This window comes from Parasediminibacterium paludis, from assembly GCF_042651445.1.
In the GTDB taxonomy this organism is placed as follows: Bacteria; Bacteroidota; Bacteroidia; order Chitinophagales; family Chitinophagaceae; genus Parasediminibacterium; species Parasediminibacterium paludis.
On record NZ_JBHSDC010000003.1, the window covers coordinates 237,343 to 257,651 of the forward strand.

16 protein-coding genes are annotated in these 20,309 nt (G+C 36.0%); 9 read left to right on the forward strand and 7 right to left on the reverse strand.

What is annotated here, in order from left to right:
* Positions 1-7 precede the first annotated feature (7 nt).
* The 3 genes from ACFOW1_RS04710 to ACFOW1_RS04720 all read right to left on the reverse strand — a co-directional run bounded on the left by ACFOW1_RS04710 (position 8) and on the right by ACFOW1_RS04720 (position 4,286).
* Positions 8-709, reverse strand: a complete 702-nt coding sequence (locus ACFOW1_RS04710; RefSeq protein WP_379012564.1) for a ComF family protein — start codon at positions 707-709, stop codon at positions 8-10.
* A gap of 78 nt (positions 710-787) precedes the next feature.
* The gene (locus tag ACFOW1_RS04715; protein WP_379012565.1) at positions 788-1,543 is read right to left on the reverse strand and encodes an SDR family NAD(P)-dependent oxidoreductase; all 756 of its coding nucleotides are present in this window, start codon (positions 1,541-1,543) and stop codon (positions 788-790) included.
* 100 nt (positions 1,544-1,643) lie between these two features.
* On the reverse strand, positions 1,644-4,286 hold the full coding sequence (locus tag ACFOW1_RS04720; RefSeq protein WP_379012566.1) for a PKD domain-containing protein: 2,643 nt from the start codon (positions 4,284-4,286) through the stop codon (positions 1,644-1,646).
* 315 nt (positions 4,287-4,601) lie between these two features.
* Between ACFOW1_RS04720 and ACFOW1_RS04725 the strand changes: the two genes are divergently transcribed.
* Positions 4,602-5,078, forward strand: coding sequence for a hypothetical protein (locus ACFOW1_RS04725; protein WP_379012567.1), 477 nt, complete (start codon positions 4,602-4,604; stop codon positions 5,076-5,078).
* A gap of 100 nt (positions 5,079-5,178) precedes the next feature.
* On the opposite strand, the gene ACFOW1_RS04730 is transcribed toward ACFOW1_RS04725, so the two are convergent.
* From ACFOW1_RS04730 to gmk, 3 genes are all read right to left on the reverse strand, one after another.
* The gene (locus ACFOW1_RS04730; RefSeq protein WP_379012568.1) at positions 5,179-6,633 is read right to left on the reverse strand and encodes a glycoside hydrolase family 28 protein; all 1,455 of its coding nucleotides are present in this window, start codon (positions 6,631-6,633) and stop codon (positions 5,179-5,181) included.
* A 207-nt stretch (positions 6,634-6,840) separates the two neighbouring features.
* Complete coding sequence (locus ACFOW1_RS04735) at positions 6,841-7,659, reverse strand: SDR family oxidoreductase (RefSeq protein WP_379012569.1); 819 nt, start codon at positions 7,657-7,659, stop codon at positions 6,841-6,843.
* Positions 7,660-7,761: 102 nt separating this feature from the next.
* Positions 7,762-8,334 (reverse strand): guanylate kinase, encoded by a 573-nt coding sequence (gmk, locus tag ACFOW1_RS04740; RefSeq protein WP_379012570.1) that lies wholly within the window; start codon positions 8,332-8,334, stop codon positions 7,762-7,764.
* A 496-nt stretch (positions 8,335-8,830) separates the two neighbouring features.
* Between gmk and ACFOW1_RS04745 the strand changes: the two genes are divergently transcribed.
* The 8 genes from ACFOW1_RS04745 to ACFOW1_RS04780 all read left to right on the forward strand — a co-directional run bounded on the left by ACFOW1_RS04745 (position 8,831) and on the right by ACFOW1_RS04780 (position 18,843).
* Complete coding sequence (locus ACFOW1_RS04745; protein ID WP_379012571.1) at positions 8,831-11,809, forward strand: SusC/RagA family TonB-linked outer membrane protein; 2,979 nt, start codon at positions 8,831-8,833, stop codon at positions 11,807-11,809.
* A 71-nt stretch (positions 11,810-11,880) separates the two neighbouring features.
* Positions 11,881-13,473 (forward strand): RagB/SusD family nutrient uptake outer membrane protein, encoded by a 1,593-nt coding sequence (locus tag ACFOW1_RS04750; RefSeq protein ID WP_379012572.1) that lies wholly within the window; start codon positions 11,881-11,883, stop codon positions 13,471-13,473.
* 76 nt (positions 13,474-13,549) lie between these two features.
* Entirely contained in the window at positions 13,550-14,380 is an 831-nt protein-coding gene (locus ACFOW1_RS04755) for a SusE domain-containing protein (protein WP_379012573.1), read from the forward strand.
* 30 nt (positions 14,381-14,410) lie between these two features.
* On the forward strand, positions 14,411-15,583 hold the full coding sequence (locus ACFOW1_RS04760; protein WP_379012574.1) for a SusE domain-containing protein: 1,173 nt from the start codon (positions 14,411-14,413) through the stop codon (positions 15,581-15,583).
* 175 nt (positions 15,584-15,758) lie between these two features.
* The gene (locus ACFOW1_RS04765; RefSeq protein WP_379012575.1) at positions 15,759-16,634 is read left to right on the forward strand and encodes a YicC/YloC family endoribonuclease; all 876 of its coding nucleotides are present in this window, start codon (positions 15,759-15,761) and stop codon (positions 16,632-16,634) included.
* Positions 16,635-16,682: 48 nt separating this feature from the next.
* Positions 16,683-17,162, forward strand: coding sequence for a gliding motility lipoprotein GldH (locus tag ACFOW1_RS04770; protein WP_379012576.1), 480 nt, complete (start codon positions 16,683-16,685; stop codon positions 17,160-17,162).
* Positions 17,159-18,136, forward strand: coding sequence for a sensor histidine kinase (locus tag ACFOW1_RS04775; RefSeq protein ID WP_379012577.1), 978 nt, complete (start codon positions 17,159-17,161; stop codon positions 18,134-18,136). Before ACFOW1_RS04770 ends, ACFOW1_RS04775 begins: the two co-directional genes overlap by 4 nt.
* A 2-nt stretch (positions 18,137-18,138) precedes the next feature.
* Complete coding sequence (locus ACFOW1_RS04780) at positions 18,139-18,843, forward strand: response regulator transcription factor (protein WP_379012578.1); 705 nt, start codon at positions 18,139-18,141, stop codon at positions 18,841-18,843.
* Here the strand turns inward: ACFOW1_RS04780 and ACFOW1_RS04785 are convergent.
* Positions 18,840-20,183, reverse strand: coding sequence for a BatD family protein (locus ACFOW1_RS04785; protein WP_379012579.1), 1,344 nt, complete (start codon positions 20,181-20,183; stop codon positions 18,840-18,842). The two genes, ACFOW1_RS04780 and ACFOW1_RS04785, sit on opposite strands and share 4 nt — an antisense overlap.
* Between the last annotated feature and the right edge of the window lie 126 nt (positions 20,184-20,309).

Below are 20,309 nucleotides of genomic sequence, written 5' to 3' on the forward strand. Positions count from 1 at the left end.
TGTGTAATTAAATAGCAAAGGCAACCGTTACAATACTCAGTGTAGTGTTTGGTGCTTTTAATATTTCGCAGCCACAGGCTTCAAGCGTTGCGCCAGTGGTAGTAACATCATCTACAAGCAATACGTGCTTGCCCGCAATACTATTGGCATTGGATAGTTCAAACACACCTTCCATATTTTGCCAACGGTCAATTCGTGTTTTGCTTGTTTGCGATTCTGTGAAAATGGTACGCTTAACTACATCGGTACAAATTAATTTTGGCCAAGTTTGGCTAATACCTTCGCAAATAAGTGTCGCTTGATTATAACCTCTTTTGTCTTCTTTACGGTGGTTAAGTGGTAATGGTACCAATACATCTACTGAATCAAATCTATCTGTAGCGCTTAATTGATGACCAATCAGTTTACCCAAAAAAACACCCATTTCTTGATGGTTCTTATATTTTAGCTGCGTTACTAAATGTTGTACTAAACCATCTTTATGGAAATAAAAACCACTAGCTGCAGCTTCCACTTGTAGTTTGCCATAAAAGCTTTGTTCTACTGGGTTGTTGGCTGTGGCTACAAAGCCTGTTATAGGCAGATCATGTAAACATTTTGCACATAAATAACTATCATCATTTAATACATCGGTACCACAGCCTTCGCAATTATGCGGGTAAATTAAGTGGCTAAAACTGTTGATGTATGATTTTAGTAGCGAAATCACTGACTGTAATGATTTGAATGATAGAATAATGTCTGATGTGGATTTACTCTCAAACTATAAATTTCAAATTAAGAATATTTACTTGTGAAAATAAATACCATTGGCTTGTGCAGTACAAGTAACTACTAAGTCGTTAATACAAACATGTGTTGGCAATGTAGCGCAGTAAAACACAATATCTGCAATGTCGTGTGCATGTAGTGGTTCGTAGCCTTGGTAAATTTGCGCAGCTTTGGTCTCATCACCTTTAAAGCGAACCATCGAAAATTCTGTATCGGCAGCACCGGGATGAATAGCAGTAACTTTTATACCATGTTGGAGCAAATCTATTCGCATACTTTGGCTAATGGCATCCACAGCTTGCTTAGTAGCACAGTAGGCATTTCCATCTTTATAGACTTGTTTGGCTGCCACCGAACCCATATTAAAAATATGTCCATGTTTGCGGTCAGTCATATACGGCAGAACCGCTTTACTTACATATAGCAAACCTTTTACATTGCTATCAATCATGGTATCCCAATCATCTAAGCTTGCATTCTCAAAACTATCTCTACCTAGCGCCAGGCCAGCATTATTTACCAAAATATCTATGTTTTGCCAAGCATCAGAAATACTATTGATGGCTGCAAAAACGGCTGCTCTATCTTGTACATCAAATACTAATGGTAATACATCTACACCATATTGTTTGCGCAAATCGTCTGCAACTGCATACAACCTATCTTGTCTTCTACCCGTGATGATGCAGTTATAACTCGCTGCTGCAAATTTTTCTGCAATAGCTTTACCAAAGCCAGAAGTAGCGCCTGTAATTAATATTGTTTTATTCATAATTATTTTATTTCACCAAATGGGCGTACAGCCACATCGTTTTCTAACCTTTTAGCAAAACATCCTGACATCATCTTATAAATAACTTTTGCAATAAAAATTATCGTATTAAGACTACTGTTCCTTTTTTAAAAATAATATTGCCCAAATAATCGATTCCCTGAGTGCTATACACATAAGTACCAGGCGGTTGCGCATTACCGGCAAAATTACCATCCCAACCTTTACCTATTTCTGGGCTAGAATATAATAATTGCCCTAGTCTGTTATACACATTAAAGTACTGAAAGGTTTTTATACCGATGGGTATGGCTTTGATTATATCATTTTTGCCATCACCATTTGGAGTAAAACCACTTGGTACCAAAATGTCTGGTGCATTTCTATACACATGCACTAATATATCATCTTCCCCATAACAACCCCCTGTGGTAGTGGCTCTTACTTTGTATTTAATAGAATCTATTGGGCTTGATATCGTAGCAATTGGATTGTAAATGGTACTGCTATTTAGCCAAGTGGATGGCGTCCACAAAAAACTTGTGGTTAAAGTATCACTATTTGTAGTAGCAGTTAATTGTAATGGCTGATTGATAACCACACTGGTATCCCTGCCAGCAAATACATTTACAGGTGGTATTACAGTTACGGTTAAAGTATCAGTGACGGTTTTTAAGCAGCCCGTAGTATTCGTAACACTTATGATATAATTAGTAGTTTTGATAGGGCCAACAGTAGGGCTTAGTGTATTGCTATTAATCATGCTCCTTGTAGGCGACCATGTAAATGTATCGCCCACAATGGTGGCATTTAGCTGAACCCTATTGCCAAAACAAATGCTTGCATTTCCGCTAGCTGATACCATCGGATAAGGATTTACAGTAACTGTTACAGTATCTTTATCTTGACATTTACCCAAATTAGCAGTAACATAATAGGTTGTGGTTACCAAGGGCTGAATACTAGGATTCTTAACCGCAGGTACAGCCACACCAGTAGAAGCCAACCACGCATAACTTAAAGCATCGCTAATAGGGTGTAATTGTATAATATCTTTTTGGCAAATGGCAGTATCTGGACCTGCATTTACTTTAATAAAATCAAGCACATTAACTTTTACAGAATCTGTATTAATACAGCCATTATTATTTACTGTTACATAATAAACTGTTGTGTCTTTTGGTGCCACAAATGGATTGGCGGTGTTAGGATTTCTGATAGTTGCTACAGGTGTCCACGAAAATGTACCTCCAGAGCTTGTGGCAAATAATTGCAATGTATCAATGCTACAAATAAGGGTATCTTTAAATGGTAGGTCAATACTGGGCTTATCTGGTATGGTAATGTTTTGTGTTAATGTAGAAGAGCAGCCTTTGCTATCTTTTACCAATAGTGTGACGTTTTTAGTGCCAATGACAGGATATTGATAAGTAGGATTGCGTAATGTAGAAGTATCGGTAGTAACGGTGGTTTCTCCAAAATTCCAAGTCCAACTATTTACCAAACCATATTTACTTACCGTTAAGTCTGTAAATTGATAAGGGTTAATTAAACAACTCCCAGTTACTTTAAAGTTGGCAACAAAACCAGGAAAAGCGCTCACGGTAGTTGTGGTAGAATCTACGCAACCGCCCGATGCTGTTACTTTAAGTTTGGCCACAAATACACCAGTATCTTTATAAATGTGTGTCGCAATAGGCGAGGTAGAACTATCCAAACTGCCTCTTAAAGGCTCACCAAACGTCCACAGATAACTTACTATATTAGACGCTGATGAAAGGTTGGTAAAAGTGAACGTTAAGTCGTTGCAATTAAGATAGCTAGGTTGTAGTTGCGCACCAGAAATTGAGCAATCTGCAATGTTTAAAATAAAATCTTTTCTATGTTTGTTTAGTAGTATGCCATTACGCCACTCTTCAACAATAACACACACCGCATATTTGCCAGTAGCTGGCGCAACACCCGTAATAACACCCGTTGCTTGATTGATGGTTACAGAACTTCCCAATGGTGCAAAACCAGTATAGGGTGCAGAATAATTAACGGTTGGCAAAGAGAGAAAGCTAGGTGGAATAGGGTTGGGCGAATTGGTAACATCTCCAGCGCCTGCGTCGTAAGCTGGCGCAAATTTGTAGGATAATGAATCGCCGTCTATATCTACTGCGCTAAAGTCTAATCTAAAATTCGTTTGTCTACATACAATAGTAGTGTCTTTAATAACAAACTGGGGACTATTATTTGTACCGTTTTGCAATTGGTTTGTACCTGGAATTTGTGTTGTAAAAGTTGCCCCCACAGACGAGCCGACCACGTTTTGTAACACTGTACGACTCCACCTAATCCAGGATAAAGTATAGCCAGAAGGCGTTCGTGGTAAAGCTATCGTGGCGCTATATGTGCCAAGTTGATAACAGGCTGTGGGATTACCGCTTAAGCATGGATTTATGCCAGGTGTATTTTGAATAACAGGTGGATTAGAAGCAAATTGTTGGGCAAGTATCAATGAAGATACTCTTGATAAATCGGATGTATTATAAATGCCAATATTAACAACTTCGCCATTTAGTGGTGCACCTTGTGATGAACATTCTCTAAATAAGCGCATGCTAATTCTAAAACTGTCTGTATTAGCCGCCGCCGCTGGTCCTAAGTATTGATAGTACAATTCGCCACCTGCGATATGCGTAGCCTTGGCAGCAAAGCCAATCAATGAAAATAAAACAAAAGGAATAATCTTCTTCATAGTCGATACTTCAAAACTAACAGATAAATAGTTGCAAAATGCTTTTTGTAGTGGCACAGTGATTAAAAAAACGATTAGTTATTTTAAGAGGTAAAATAAACTTGTACTGCTGCTTATTATAAGAATTGCGTGTTACAAAATATTTTTGTCAATAATAAAGAAATATCATACTTGTAATAAAATATGTATTATATTAGCTCTATAAATAATTGCCTGAAAAAAATTATTAAAATATAGTTGGCTTTTATAATTTTATTAATGCATAAAAAGTAATATTTATTCTTTATTCATATAAATAAAACCAAAACCAAAACCATGAAACAAGTTAAACAACTGCTTGTACTTTTTATTTTTTTAGTAATTAATAGCAAAACATTCGCCGCAGTTTTACCAGCTAATGTTAGTAACAATGTTACACCTAATGAAACCGTTACAAAGCAAGCATCTCTCACTAAACAAATGTATTTAGCACAGATGAAAGCGTTTGCTAGTATGAGTGTAGAAAAATATGGCGAATTGAGAGGTAAAAAACTAAATACACTTGAACGACTAGCCTTTAAAATGAACCAAAAGCGAGCAAAAAGCTTATTAACAGCCTACAGTAAACACGATGAACCAACCGTACTTTCAAAAATTAGTTGGTTAACAAAAGGCTTTCTATTAGGGCCTATTGCATTAATATTAGGTTATTTGTTTTTGAAAGATGATGATAGAGAGCTTATAAAATGGATATGGTTTGGTTTTGCGGGCTTCGTAGCTGTTGTCGCTATCTTTTTACTTACTGTAAAGTAAGCTTTCTACGATACATATGTTTGATATTAGATAATATCCCCAAGCTTCTCGGCTTGGGGATATCTATAAATAAGTGCACAGCTTATAAACAGTAGCCTACTCAATCTACAACACTAATATTTTTACAGCCATTGGTATCATAAATAGGTTTGCTTGCATTAATGGTTACGTGTTTTAGGTAAATGTTTTCTGCATTCTTGCTCGTAAAGCCTTTTTTTGCAGTTATTGTCATGTTTTCAAAGAAGATATCTTTTACGGGCATGTTAGGTAATCCAGTAATGCTGATAGCAGTAGCCGCGCCTTCGCAAGTAATATTGCTGAGATAAATATTTCTAAAGTCGGGCACTTTATCATTCGTGTTAGTGGTTTCTCCAGGCTTTTTACCTGCGGGTACATCATCATAATAGGTATCAAATAATACCGCTTCATTGATAATGCTTTTCATGTAAATATTTGTTACAAATACATCTCGTACCCAACCGCCTCTACCAGAATTACTTTTAATTCGCACACCTATATCTGATCCAATAAAATTGCATTTAGTAACATAAATATTTTTCATACCACCATCGGTATTACTGCCTATTACAAAGCCACCATGGGCCCTATAAACCGTACATTCTGCAATTAATATATTGCTTAAGTTGGCACTATCTTTTGCATCTGGCGTACCGCTACTTTTCATACAAATACCATCATCACCACAGCTTACTATGGTTTTGTAAATCACCACGTTTTTACAAGCACTGATATCGATACCATCACCATTTTGGGCCCACCAATCATTATAAATATTGGCACCAATAATGCTCAGATTGGTACATTTGGTTGGGTAAAAAACAAACTTTGGCGAATTGCGTAGGGTTACATTTTCAACCAAAATATTGTTGCAACCTACTAGGTACAACATGTAAGGACGAATATCGTTAGTCATCATATTTCTATCAGGCCAGTATACTTTACCGTCGCTACTTAATGCGCCCCCGCCAGTAATCATATGGTTCCAAACTGCAGGGCTTACCTTAGATTTTTTTACAGGGCGCCAGCTATCACCTGCGCCATCAAATATGCCACTACCCGTGATAGCAATATTATTGAGCCCATAACCATAAATAGGTGAGGCTGGTACTAACTTGGTACTACCCAAACCAGCTTTAATCATTGGGTATAAATTATGATCCGCTGTAAACTGAACAATGGCATCTTTCTCTACATGAAGGTTCACATTGCTTTTTAGTTCAATAGGCCCTGTAAGCCATGTACCAGCAGGAATAATTACCATCCCACCACCTGCTTTATTACAAGTATTGATGGCTTTTGCAATAGCTTCTGTGTTAAGCGTTTTACCATCGGCAACAGCGCCAAAATCTGTAATGTTAAATGTTTTATTGGCAAAACTTGGTAATGCAACTACAGGCATTTTAAATGGTGCATCTGCCGTGTATTGGGCAATGGTTTTGCTTTGAGCGATAGCTATGTTTGTAGCAAATACAATGGCTGTAACAGCTAAAATATATTTACAATGAGAAACGAGCGTGAAGGATATACGTATCATGGGCAATCATTTTAGAATTGCAATAGACATTAAAAATTGCGCCGAGTGAAATATTGAAATGTTATAATTACGCAAACGTTCCCATATTGTTGTTCTTTTTAAGCCAAATAGACAATTGGGAACATTTAATGAAAGCTAAACGATGTTGTAGATAATACAATGCAATGAAATTTAAATTGCAAATTTCGTCATAAGATTATTTTCATATTATACAAACAAATCTTGATACAACTTGGCACCAGGTACTACCGAATATTGACTTAAATCTGTGATGCCTTCGGCGGCAAAAACAGCTTCATCAATAAAAGTATTGCCAGTACATTGTCCAGCTGGCTGACGCAAAATATAATAAGCCGCATCGGCCAAAATATCTACAGTACGACTCATATTTGCTAAATCTTGGCCACCCAATAAATTTCGCACTGCTGCCGTGTCTATAGTGGTTCGTGGCCACAAGGCATTGCTTGCAATAGGGATATTTTTAAATTCTTCGGCCCAGCCAATAGCCATCATGCTCATATTATACTTGGTAAGTGTGTAGGCAATATGTGGCCCAATCCATTTTGGTGTAAGATTGATCGGCGGCGACAAGGTTAAAATATGCGCATGACTACTTTTTTTAAGATAAGGAATGCAAGCCTGTGTCATCAAAAAAGTACCTCGCACATTAATGCTGTGCATAAGATCGAAACGTTTACTTTCTGTTTGTTCCGTGCCACTTAGTTGTATGGCAGATGCATTATTAATAAGGATATCTATACCACCAAAAATATCTATTGTTTGCTGTACTGCTGAGGCAATTTGTACTTCGTTTCTAATATCTAATTTTACAGCTAAAGCCTTGCTACCAGTAGCTTCTATTTCGGCAGCGGCAGAATAAATGGTGCCGCCAAGTTTATGATTTTCTTCGGTACTTTTAGCTGCAACCACAATATTGGCACCTTCTTTTGCCAAGCGCAACGCTATGGCTTTACCAATACCTCTACTAGCACCAGTGATAAAAACGGTTTTATCTTTAAATAGCATAGCAATACGTGTTTATAAGTTTAAAGTTACAGGTTCCAGCATTCAAGTTACAAGAAACAAAAAGCAAATAACCATCAACTCGCAACTAATAACAAGCACTGTCTAGTTATTCCAACCAAGAAACTCACTGATAATGGTTTCAGTTTCTCTACATGCTTTTTCTAAATCATCGTTTAAAATGATTTTGTTGAAATGGTGTTTGAAAGAAATTTCGTAGGATGCTTTATTCACCCTTGCGTGTAAGCTTTCTTCTGTTTCTGTGCCTCTACTCGCCAAGCGGATTTTTAACTCATTTATACTTGGTGGTTCTATAAATAGACTTAAAGTTGTATGCGGAAATTGCTGTTGTACATGAATAGCGCCTTTTACATCTATATCAAGCATTGGGGTTTTGCCTTCGGCCCAAATTCTGTCTAACTCGGTTCTTAGTGTGCCGTAATATTTGCCCTCGTATACCATTTCCCATTCAATAAAGGCATTGTCTTGTATTTTTTGCTGAAAATCTTCAGCACTTAAAAAATAGTAGTCTACACCATCTTTTTCTTGCCCACGAGGTTGCCTCGTAGCCGCAGAAATGGAGAATGCAAGCGAAGGATATTTATGTAACAAATACTTTGTAATGGAGGTTTTTCCTGCGCCTGATGGGGCGGTAATAATAATGAGCTTATTGGCCATGCTTGCAAATATTGTTAGGATTTGGTTAAACACAAATCTTTTCTCAATAAAAATGCGTTTAAGCAACTTTTGATTGTAGCTTTATGTATGCCATTCTCATTTACATTGTTAAGCCCCACCGCCATTTTTGTTTTAATTGGTGTTGCATTGGTGCTAAACGGTCGCAAGATCAAGCGCTCTTAAGCCTCTTTTTCTTTCACATTTTTTTGCAAAAAGGAAATCGTTAAAAAAAAACCAAAAAATATTTTTTTGCTGTGTTAAGATGACACATATTTGCAGTGAAATGTGTAAATATTACACATTGCTGCAAACGGTTTCTAAAGCTATATGATTATCAATTAAACCACATTAATTGCATTTATCGAAAATACATTTATAAATAAATGTATATCTTGAATGTAATTACAAGCTACTAAATATTGGTGCTTTAGCCACGAAACCCCACTTGCATAATTTTAGCTTAGAACGATACACATTCACTCGTAAACCGTCAATTATGAATTTAAAACGATTGCTAATAGCAGCCTTAGCTTTTTGCTTTGTGACGTTAGCAAATGCACAGGAAAAAACTGTTTCTGGTAAGGTAACAGATGCCAAAGATGGCTCCGCACTTCAGGGGGTATCTGTTTTTGTAAAAGGTTCCACCAAAGGTACTCAAACGGGGCCTGATGGAACTTTTAAAATTAAAGTCTCTTCTGGTGCAACTGCACTTACATTTTCATCTGTTGGCTTTGCCTCGCAAGATGTAACCATTGGTACAGGCGATGTATTTGTAAAATTGGTACAAAACAATGCTAGCCTTAATGAGGTAGTAGTTATTGGTTATGGTACTACACGTAAAAAAGACTTATCTGGTTCGGTAACTACAGTAAGCTCTAAAGATTTTGTAAAAGGTGCGATTACTACACCTGAGCAATTAATTTCTGGTAAAGTTGCTGGTGTGGCTATTACGTCTAATAGTGGTGCACCAGGTTCTGGTAGTACTATCCGTATTCGTGGTGGTGCATCTTTAAATGCTAGTAACGATCCATTAATTGTTGTAGATGGTATGCCACTAGATAATGGTGGTATTTCTGGTGTTGCTAATCCGTTGAGTTTAATTAACCCCAACGATATTGAAACATTTACTATTTTAAAAGATGCGTCTGCAACAGCTATTTATGGTTCAAGAGCATCTAATGGTGTTATTTTAATCACTACTAAAAAAGGTAAAAGCGGTAAACCTACATACAGCTTCAGTTCGCAAATGTCAGTTGCATCAATAGCTAAAAAAGTTGATGTATTTTCAGCAGATCAAATTCGCTCTATCGTAAATACAAAAGGCAATGCTTCAAGTGCTGCATTATTGGGTAGCGCTACTACCGATTGGCAAAATCAAATTTATCAAACTGCACTTAGTCAAGATAATAACTTAAGCGTTTCTGGTTCGTTGAAAAAATTACCTTATCGTATATCAGTTGGTTTCTTAAATCAGGATGGTATATTGAAAACGGGCAATTTGCAACGCACATCTCTAGGTATTAACTTAAGCCCAATGCTTCTAAATAATCATTTGAAAATAGACTTAAGCTTAAAGGGTACTTACAGCCAAAGCAGATTTGCTAACGAAGGTGCTATAGGCTCTGCAGTTACTTTCGATCCTACACAGTCAGTCTACTCAAAAAGCAATCGTTTTGGTGGTTACTGGGAGTGGCTAGATCCTGCAACAACAACTGGTCTTAAATCGTTGGCACCATTAAATCCACTCGGTTTATTGTTGCAAAGAGATGATAGAAGTAAGGTACAACGTGCTGTAGGTAATGCATTAATAGATTACAAATTGCATTTTTTACCCGATTTGCATGCATTATTAAATGTAGGAGCTGATTTATCAGAAGGAAAGGGTACTGTGTTGGTGCCTGATAGTGCGGCATCTGCTTATATGCGTTCGCCCGATAAAAAACATGGCGGTGTTAATAATCAATATAGACAAACTAGACAAAATACTTATTTAAACTTCTATTTCAACTATACAAAAGATATCAAATCTATAAAAAGTAGGGTAGAGGCAACAGCAGGTTATGAGTACCAAGATTATTTAACTATGAACTACAATTTCGGTGATTATACAACTGATGGAACAGTTATTTCCACACCAATCTATCCGTTTGATAAACCTGAAAATACATTGGTATCTTTTATGGGTCGTATGATTTACACCTTTGATAACAAATATATTTTGGCAGGAACAATACGTAGAGATGGCTCTTCAAAATTTAATCCAAATAACAGATGGGGAACTTTCCCTTCAGGTGCTTTTGCCTGGAAAATTAAAGAAGAATCTTTCTTGAAAAATGTAAAAGCGATTTCTGATTTGAAACTACGTGTTAGTTATGGTATTACTGGTCAGCAAGATGGAATCAATAATTATGATTATATTTCATATTATAATTTAAGTGGTAATCAAGCAGAATATCAATTGGGTAATAATTTCTATCAAATGTATAGACCAGGTGGCTATTACTATAATAGAAAATGGGAACAAACAGCCACTACTAACGTAGCTTTAGACTACTCAATTTTAAACGGTAGAGTAAGTGGTAGTGTAGAATATTATTATAAAAAAACAACAGATTTGTTGAATCAAATTAACCAACCAGCTGGTACCAATTTCTCTAATAAAATTGTAGCTAATATCGGTAGCATGGAAAACCGTGGTGTTGAATTTACCGTAAATCTTCAAGCCATAAGAAGTAAAGATGTAACGCTTGACTTAGCTTTCAACGCTACCTATAATCAAAATAAAATTACTAAATTAACGATTTCAGATGATCCAAATTATGCTGGTGCCCAATTTGGTGGTATTTCTGGAGGTGTTGGTAATACGGTATTGATTAATTCTGTGGGCTACAATCGTGGTGCTTTCTATGTATATAAGCAAGTATATGATCCTGTAACCAACAAACCTATCGACAATCTCTTTGCTGATAAAAATAGAGATGGTATTGTAAATTCTGCTGATTTGTACCAATACAAAGGCATCGATCCTAAAGCATTTTTTGGTTTCAGCGCTAACTTAAATTACAAAAAATGGAATGCAGGTTTTGTAATGCGCGCCAATGTAGGCAACTACGTATATAATAATGTTGCTTCAAGCACAGGTACTTTACGTAATATCATTAATCCAATAGGTTTTATAAATAATGGTTCTACAGATTATCTAAATACATATTTCAGCGGAAGCGGTGATAAATATTTCTTATCAGACTATTACGTTCAAAATGCTTCTTTTTTAAGAATGGATAATATTAACGTAGGTTATAATGCTGGTAAAATATTTAATAAACGAGCCAACCTAAGAGTTAGTGCTAACGTTCAAAATGTATTTGTAGTAACTAAATACAAAGGTTTAGATCCAGAAATTAACGGTGGTATTGATAATAATTTTTACCCAAGACCAAGAACTTTTGTATTAGGTCTGAATTTGGATTTTTAATCTTAGAGGATACCTAAGATAATCGTAAAACAAATTGTGAACAGCAATTGTAATCAATAAAAATAAATGACATGAAAACGAATATTTTTAAAATAATAGTAGCAGCAAGTTGTGCGGTAGCAGTGTTTGCTTCCTGCACAAAGAAGCTAGATTTGCTTCCAACAAACGATGTGACTTCTGCTCAAGTTTACAGTACACCAGCTGGATATAAAGAAGCCTTTGCTAAAGTGTATGGTGCTTATGCACTTACTGGTAACCAAGGCCCTGCTGGTAATGGAGATGTACAAGGTATAGATGAAGGTTTCTCCGACTTCTTGCGTTTGTACTTCAACGCACAAGAATTACCTACCGATGAAGCGGTGGTAGCATGGGGCGATGCCGGAATTCAAGATTTTCACAACATGAACTGGTCTGCTAGCAACCCTTTCTTAACAGGTTTATACTATCGTTCTTATTATCAAATTACACTTTGTAACGATTTTATTAATCAATCCTCAGATGCTAACTTAAGCAGTCGTGGTATTACAGGTGTCAGTGCGGATAGCATTAGAACCTACAAGGCTGAAGCTAGATTCTTAAGAGCCTATCAATATGCTGTTATTATGGATTTATTTGGTAGCGGTCCTTTTGTTACTGATAAAGATGTAATAGGTTCGGCTACTTTACCTACACAAGCTACGCGCACCCAATTATTTACGTATGTGGAAAGCGAGTTGAAAGATTTAGAGTCTAGCTTAGTAGCTCCGAGAACCAATGAATATGGTAGAGCCGATAAAGCGGCTGCATGGGCATTGTTAGCACGTATCTATTTAAACGCTGGTGTATACACTGGAACACCAAGATATACAGATGCCATTACTTATTCTAAGAAAGTTATAGATGCAGGTTATTCTTTAATTACCAACTATCCTCAGTTGATGCTTGCCGATAATAATTTGAATACGAGTGAGTTTATTCTAACCATTAATTATGATGGCTTGAAAACCCAAAGTTATGGTGGAACTACTTTTTTAACCCACGCACCAGTTGGTGGTTCTATGACAGCTAGTAATTATGGTATTAGCGGTGGTTGGGCTGGTTACCGGGCTACTAAAACTTTACCAGCATTATTCCCTGACAACACTGGCACTGCAGATAAACGCTCACAGTTTTATACAGCCGGTCAAAACCCAGAAATTAATGACCAAACTGTATTTACCGATGGTATTCCTGTAACCAAATATCGTAATGTAACACGCAGTGGTGCTAATGGTCAAAGCTTAGACTTTTCAGATATTGATTTCCCACTATTCAGATTGCCAGAAATGTACCTAATTTATGCTGAGTCTGTACTACGTGGTGGCGCTGGTGGCGATGCAACTACAGCATTAACATATATTAATAATTTGCGTACTAGGGCTTATGGCAATACCAATGGTAACATCAACGCCTCAACACTTACTACCGATTTTATTTTGGATGAAAGAGCGAGAGAATTGTATTGGGAAGGTTTTAGAAGAACTGACTTAATACGTTATGGCAAATTTGTAGATGGCACTTACCTATGGCCTTGGAAAGGAGGTGTAAAATCTGGTACTGCGGTCGCTGCCTTTAGAACTATTTACCCTATACCATCAACCGACTTGTCGTCTAATGCGAATCTTAAACAAAATACAGGGTATTAATTAAGATGCAAACGTTTCAATCAGTACAATGAATTGCATACTTATTATGTAATAATTGAAAATAAAAAATAAACATATGAAAAGTATATTAAAATTAGTCTCATTGTCACTAGTGCTGGCCACATGTTTATGGTCTTGTACTAAAGATGAAAACAGAGAGTATATAGTATCTGGTACTAACCCAGTTCTATCAGCTTCTAATTCTACATTGCCATTGAGTTTTGCAAATGCTAGCAACGAGGCAGTGAAGTTTTCTTGGACAAATCCTAACTACCTTTTTACTACAGGTGTTAGTTCTCAAGATGTATCTTACTTAATTGAAATTGATACCACTGGTGCCAATTTCACAAACCCTGCTAAACAAAGCGTTTCTGTAAGTAAAGATTTAAGCATTTCTATTAGTGTAGCAACATTTAATGATTACTTATTAAACCAATTACAACTTGCGCCAGGTATCGCACACAACCTAGATGTTCGAGTAACTGCGTCGTTGGCTGGTGGAACTGTGCCATTGGTTTCTAATGTTGTAAAATTAGTTGCAACACCTTATGCAATTCCTCCAAAAGTAGCCCCACCCGTTACTGGTAAATTATATTTAGTAGGTAGTGCAACTGCAGGTGGTTGGAATAATCCTGTTCCTGTGCCTACACAACAATTTACTCAAGTATCTCCTACGCTTTATGAAATTACTGTACCGCTTATCGGTGGACAAGAGTATTTGTTTTTACCGTTAAATGGTGATTGGGGTTCTAAATATGCAGTAAAAGACAAAACCCTTGCAGGTCTTAATGCTGGTGGTGATTTCGCTTTTAATGCTAATGATAATTTTCCAGGCCCTTCAGTAAGTGGTAACTATAAAATTTCAGTTGACTTTCAAAGAGGAAAATTTGTTGTCACTAAATTATAAACCACACTTAAACTAATTAAAACATTGATTATGAAATATTTATCAAAACTCTTTTTGCTGGCTACGATAGCAGTAACGCTATTCACAGCTTGCGATAAGGTAGACAGTTTACCATATTATGCGTCTGGTACCGCAAGTGGTATTGGTGTTGTTCTTAATGCATCAACTACAACATTAGCCGTAGCGCCTGCCGATTCTGCTAAAACGGCAATTACTTTTACTTGGAATTTTCCTAATTATGCCACAAGTGCAAGTACCGCTAAATATATTCTTGAAATAGATTCTTCTGGTAGAAATTTCACTAAATCTCTAAGCAAAACTTATATTGGTACTTTAAGTGCTTCATATACTGGCTTGGATATTAATAATATCTTATTAGGTTTTGGATTCACCATTGGTACAGCTTATAATGTAGATATACGTGTTACAGCATCATATGGCAACAATAATGATCAAATTAAATCTAATGTTATTACTGTAAAAATGACCCCTTATAAAGTACCCCCAAAAGTAGCTTTACCTACTTCTGGTAGACTCTTTTTAGTAGGTGATGCTACGCAGGGCGGTTGGAATAATCCAGTGCCTACACCTACGCAAGAATTTGCTAGATTAGATGAAACAACTTTTGCTGGTGTATTTAAATTAAATGGTGGTAAGCAATATTTAGTTTTACCCGTAAATGGCGACTGGAGTGCAAAATTTGCGGTGGATGATAATACTATCGCTGGTTTAAGTGCTGGTGGTTCGTTCGGTTTTAACGTTGGTTCTGCATTTAACGCTAATTTTCCTGGTCCTGCAACCAGTGGCTATTATAAAATAGTATTAGATTTCCAAGCAGGTAAATTTGCCGTTACACCATATACATCAACCTTGCCTGATAGTTTATATATGGTAGGTGATGCAACGCCAGGTGGCTGGGGTAATCCTGTACCAACGCCGTCTCAACAGTTTACCCGCTCAAATTCGGTTGAGTTTACTTTAACACTAAACAACTTAGTGGGTGGTAAACAATATTTATTTTTACCAGTAAACGGCGATTGGACGAATAAATATGCTGTTAGTGATAATTCTATAACCGGTCTTAGTGCTGGTGGCGATTTTGGTTATAATTTACCTCAAAATTTCCCTGGCCCTGCGGTTAGTGGCAATTATAAAATTGATGTGAATTTTGCTACCTTGAAGTTCAAAACCACGAAACTATAGTTCTGCTATATTAATGATGCATTTATACCCACCCTTAGCGGTGGGTTTTTTTGTTTGTGAAGGCAGCGTGATTTCATTTACATTTACGCACTGCCTAATTAATAATCAACAGTACAAGTGTGCGACGCAACAGAAGTAACATAAGTGCGATGCAGCTGATAATATCAATTTTTCTATGCTATACTCAATGACAGGCTACGGCCGCAGCGAACAAACGATTGGCGATAAGACTTTTTTGGTAGAAGTACGCTCATTAAATGGTAAACAATTTGACTTGCGCATGCAATTACCTGCCTTGCTCAAGCCATTTGAGTTTGAAATTAGAAGTATTTTAAATGAAGGGCTTGAACGTGGCAGTGTTGAATGTTTTATAAATATTAAGCAAAATGGTGCTGCTAAACCTGTAAGTATTAATACAGATTTATTAAAAGCTTATTATACGTCTGTAACACAGATTGCTACTGAGTTACAAGCTGATACACAACAGTTATTATCAGCTATTTTACGTTTACCTGAAGTTGTAATAAATTCTACCGAGGTATTAAACGACGATGATTGGAAAGCCTTCCAAAAAATACTTAAAGATGCAATTGAAGATTTAAATCTGCATCGATTAGACGAAGGTAAATCCTTAGAGGCAGATTTGTTATTGCGTGTAGCAAACATTGAAGTGCAAAGCGCCGCTATTGTAGTATTAGAACCAAATAGAAGACAAAAAACAAGAGACAATTTGGTAAAATTATTGGAAGATAAAGTAGGCAAAGAAAACTACGATGCCAACCGTTTAGAGCAAGAATTAATTTACTATATTGAGAAAATAGATATTAGTGAAGAGCAAGTAAGATTGAAAAATCATATCGCTTATTTTAAAACTATTTTAGCTGATAAAGAGAAAAGTAAAGGTAAAAAATTATCGTTCATACTGCAAGAATTTGGTAGAGAGATTAATACAACCGGTAGTAAAGCGTACGATGCCGAGATACAAAAATGTGTGGTGTTGATGAAAGATGAAATGGAGAAAGCAAAAGAGCAAGTATTGAATGTACTGTAAGATTATTTGTGAACAGAACAGATTGAAATATTCTGAACTTATCTTTGAATGAAAATTATAGTCTTGAAATATTGTTCACTTTTTATCATTATTTGTGTCCTGTTTATTGCTTGTAATACACTTGATGTATTCGAAAAATCAAGTGCTTTCGATAAACACGAATGGAAATCTACACAGAAACCTTCCTTTGATTTTACTATTGCAGATACCAATGCTTTGTATAATATTTATGTAATAGTAAGGCACGATGATGCCTATCATTACAATAATTTGTGGTTAAATATTACCACACAAGCACCTGCTAGTATGCCTGAAACCCAACAAATAGAATTAACCTTGGCCAATAATGCCAAAGGCTGGCTTGGCACAGGTATGGACGATGTGTATGACCACCGTATACGTATTACTAACGCCCCAATTAAGCTTAAGAAAGGGAATTACCATTTTACAATACAGCACACCATGCGTGAAGACCCGCTGCCTTATGTGCTAAGCGCAGGTATACGTGTAGAAAAAGTTCAGCCATGAGTGTATTTTCTGCAAAAAAGAAATTAGTATTAATTACAGTTGTATACTGGGTTTTATTGCTATACATGATTGCCGCATTGGTTTGGTGGTTTATTGCGTTGCAAAATCAAAACGCGTTGATGGCTAATATGCGCTTGGCTGAAATTAATAAAGATGATCCTGCGTACTCGCAAAAAATAGCTACAATTGAAGACAGTAAAACTCGAAAAACTGCCCAATACATTGGGGAAGGTGCTACTTTCTTCGCGTTGATAGTATTAGGAGCTGTATTTGTATTTAATGCTGTACGCAAGCAAATAAGATTATCGCAGCAACAGCAAAATTTTATGATGGCTATTACGCATGAACTTAAGACGCCAATAGCGGTAACCAAACTAAATTTAGAAACCTTACAGCGACGACAACTGCGAGAAGATACACAGCAAAAACTGATTAAAAACACACTGCAAGAAACCAACAGATTAAATAGTTTATGTAATAATATTTTGCTGGCTTCGCAGCTTGAAGCTGGCTTAAATACAACTTCGCAGCAAGAGATTAACTTGAGCGAATTAGTAGAAAGTGCGGTAAAAGATTATGCTATGCGTTTTTCTGATAGAAAAATTGTTAGCAACATAGACGAATCTATTTATATACAAGGTGAAGAGATTTTGATAGAAATGCTTGTGAATAATTTAATTGAAAATGCATTAAAGTATTCAGCTAAAACAGGGGTTGTTACTATTTGTCTTAAAGAAAATACAGATGCAGTGCTGTTGCAAGTTATCGATGAAGGCATTGGTATTACTGAGATTGATAAGAAACGCATATTTGATAAATTCTATAGAGCGGGCGACGAAAATGTGCGAGATACTAAGGGCACGGGATTGGGTTTGTATTTGTGCAAAAAAATTGTGCAAGGTCATCATGGTACTATTTCAGTAATAAATAACCAACCGCAAGGCAGTATTTTTACCGTATCTTTTAATGTATAAATATGAGTGAAAAAAGAGCAAGTATTTTATTGGTAGATGATGAAGAAAATTTGCATGAAGCCCTAAAGTTAAATTTAGAAATGGAAGGCTATGAGGTTACAAGTGCTTACGACGGAACACAAGCTTTAAAAGCTATTGCGAATGAATATTTTGATTTAATAGTGCTAGATGTAATGCTGCCAAATATCAATGGTATAAGTGTCGCAGAGACTGTGCGTGTAAATAATCTAGACACACCTATTTTAATGTTAAGTGCAAAAAGTACAAGCGCAGATAGAATATTAGGTTTAAAAAAAGGTGCAGATGATTATTTAACTAAGCCCTTCAACTTAGAAGAATTATTACTTAGAGTAGACAAATTAATAGCAAAAAACAAGAAAATTAATATTAAAGAAACGGTAGGGGATACTTATTCCTTTGGTAATAATACGATAGATTTTAAGGCACAAGATGCGATTACTTACGATGGAAAAACCATTGAGTTAAGCAAAAAAGAAGCTATGCTATTGAAGCTATTAATTGAAAATAAAGGTGAGGTAACTACTCGTGAAAAAATATTACAAGTGGTTTGGGGTTACAATGTGTATCCAACAACAAGAACCATCGACAATTTTATACTTAATTTTAGGAAATATTTTGAAGAAGATAGTCGCAACCCTAAATACTTTCATTCTATTCGTGGGGTTGGTTATAAATACACAGACTAGCTAGTTATCACCTGTTCTAGTTCCTCAAATATTTGTGCTTTAGAAATGCCGTTATTGTAGGCATACAGTACTTCATTGCATTGATTGATAATGTGATAAAGCTGTTTTTGTTGATTACTATCCATGTACTTTTGCAAGAAGTTTGTAGCTAAAGATTTGGATTCTTGAAAAAAAAGTTTATCGTCTTCTAACAGTAATAAGTCGTTTAGTAATTCTGTATCTGTTTTGTCTAAAACTGCTATTGTTTCAGTAGTTGTAGCTATAGTAGTTGGTATTTTTTTTCTAAATAAACTTAGCCATAAAACAAAACCTGCTACTAGTGCAATGCCCAATACAATCCAAATATATTTACCATTACCTACTTCAGTTGATATTTTTGTCATCTCAATTTTTTCAGCAACTGGTAACACCTTTATGTGAATACTATCAGTACTAGTGGTAGTGTATACTTGCTTATCTGCGTCAAAATAAGTAAAACTAATTGGAGGAATTACAAGATTACCTGCTTGTTTACAAATAAAAGGCACTGTAAATACTTTTTTACCCGAAATAGGGAAGCTAAATTTATCAAGCGATTCGGTACTTACAACCTCAAAATGATCTATTTTTTTTGGCCAATTGATAACTGGACACATAATATTTTGAAAGTTGCCAATACCATCAATTCTTATTTCCAAACTATTATTGTCATTCGCCGTATCTAAGGTTTTTAAAGCTTTAGCAGTAATCATAAATGTACCAACACTATTACTAAAATGACTAGCTCCTTTAAATGTTGGCAAGTTACTTATATGAATTAATTTTACTGTGCTTGTTATTGTTGCTGTTTGTGTAATTGATGGTTTATGTTGGGCAATTTCTGCAGCATTTTTATAAAAAGAAATTGTGTTGTCAATGGTGGCAGTGCCAAGTGTTATATCGCCCTCTTGTAAAGGTACCAATTGAACACGCCTAATGACGTAACTCCTAAAAACTTTGCCATCAATTACCTCTTTTGCAGCTTCAATATCGGTACTAGTCATTTCTATAACGCTGCAACCATTAAAGTCAGGCTGTTTCAGCAATTTCGATTCTGATTGAAGTCTCGTGTACAGTTTATAAGTCACTAATATAGGCTCGCCTACAAAGCATTTTTCTTTGCTTACGATTACCTTAATAAATAAATTCTTATCTATGGCGGAAGGAATGTCTTTTTCGCTCTTAAGCAAATAGGGAATATCGGTAGCATTATCTTGTGCATACACACCACCCGATAATTGCACACCAGATTGTGCCATTGCAACAACAGCAAGTAGGCTACAACAAAAAGCGACTAAAAGTTTAACGTACTGCTGTTTCATAGCTATTAACAAATGTAATGTCATATTACAAACAGTACGTTAACGAATAGATAATGTATAATGGTATAGGTAATTTTTTATGTCACCAGCAGTTGTACTACTATGGTTTATCGTTGTAAGTTTACA

Coding starts and splice junctions, on each gene's coding strand:
- ACFOW1_RS04785 (WP_379012579.1), bottom strand. CDS start 20,183: ATGAAACAGCAGTACGTTAAACTTTTAGTCGCTTTTTGTTGTAGCCTA.
- gmk (WP_379012570.1), bottom strand. CDS start 8,334: ATGGCCAATAAGCTCATTATTATTACCGCCCCATCAGGCGCAGGAAAA.
- ACFOW1_RS04720 (WP_379012566.1), bottom strand. CDS start 4,286: ATGAAGAAGATTATTCCTTTTGTTTTATTTTCATTGATTGGCTTTGCT.
- ACFOW1_RS04760 (WP_379012574.1), top strand. CDS start 14,411: ATGAAATATTTATCAAAACTCTTTTTGCTGGCTACGATAGCAGTAACG.
- ACFOW1_RS04735 (WP_379012569.1), bottom strand. CDS start 7,659: ATGCTATTTAAAGATAAAACCGTTTTTATCACTGGTGCTAGTAGAGGT.
- ACFOW1_RS04730 (WP_379012568.1), bottom strand. CDS start 6,633: ATGATACGTATATCCTTCACGCTCGTTTCTCATTGTAAATATATTTTA.
- ACFOW1_RS04780 (WP_379012578.1), top strand. CDS start 18,139: ATGAGTGAAAAAAGAGCAAGTATTTTATTGGTAGATGATGAAGAAAAT.
- ACFOW1_RS04715 (WP_379012565.1), bottom strand. CDS start 1,543: ATGAATAAAACAATATTAATTACAGGCGCTACTTCTGGCTTTGGTAAA.
- ACFOW1_RS04755 (WP_379012573.1), top strand. CDS start 13,550: ATGAAAAGTATATTAAAATTAGTCTCATTGTCACTAGTGCTGGCCACA.
- ACFOW1_RS04750 (WP_379012572.1), top strand. CDS start 11,881: ATGAAAACGAATATTTTTAAAATAATAGTAGCAGCAAGTTGTGCGGTA.
- ACFOW1_RS04765 (WP_379012575.1), top strand. CDS start 15,759: ATGCTATACTCAATGACAGGCTACGGCCGCAGCGAACAAACGATTGGC.
- ACFOW1_RS04745 (WP_379012571.1), top strand. CDS start 8,831: ATGAATTTAAAACGATTGCTAATAGCAGCCTTAGCTTTTTGCTTTGTG.
- ACFOW1_RS04725 (WP_379012567.1), top strand. CDS start 4,602: ATGAAACAAGTTAAACAACTGCTTGTACTTTTTATTTTTTTAGTAATT.
- ACFOW1_RS04770 (WP_379012576.1), top strand. CDS start 16,683: ATGAAAATTATAGTCTTGAAATATTGTTCACTTTTTATCATTATTTGT.
- ACFOW1_RS04775 (WP_379012577.1), top strand. CDS start 17,159: ATGAGTGTATTTTCTGCAAAAAAGAAATTAGTATTAATTACAGTTGTA.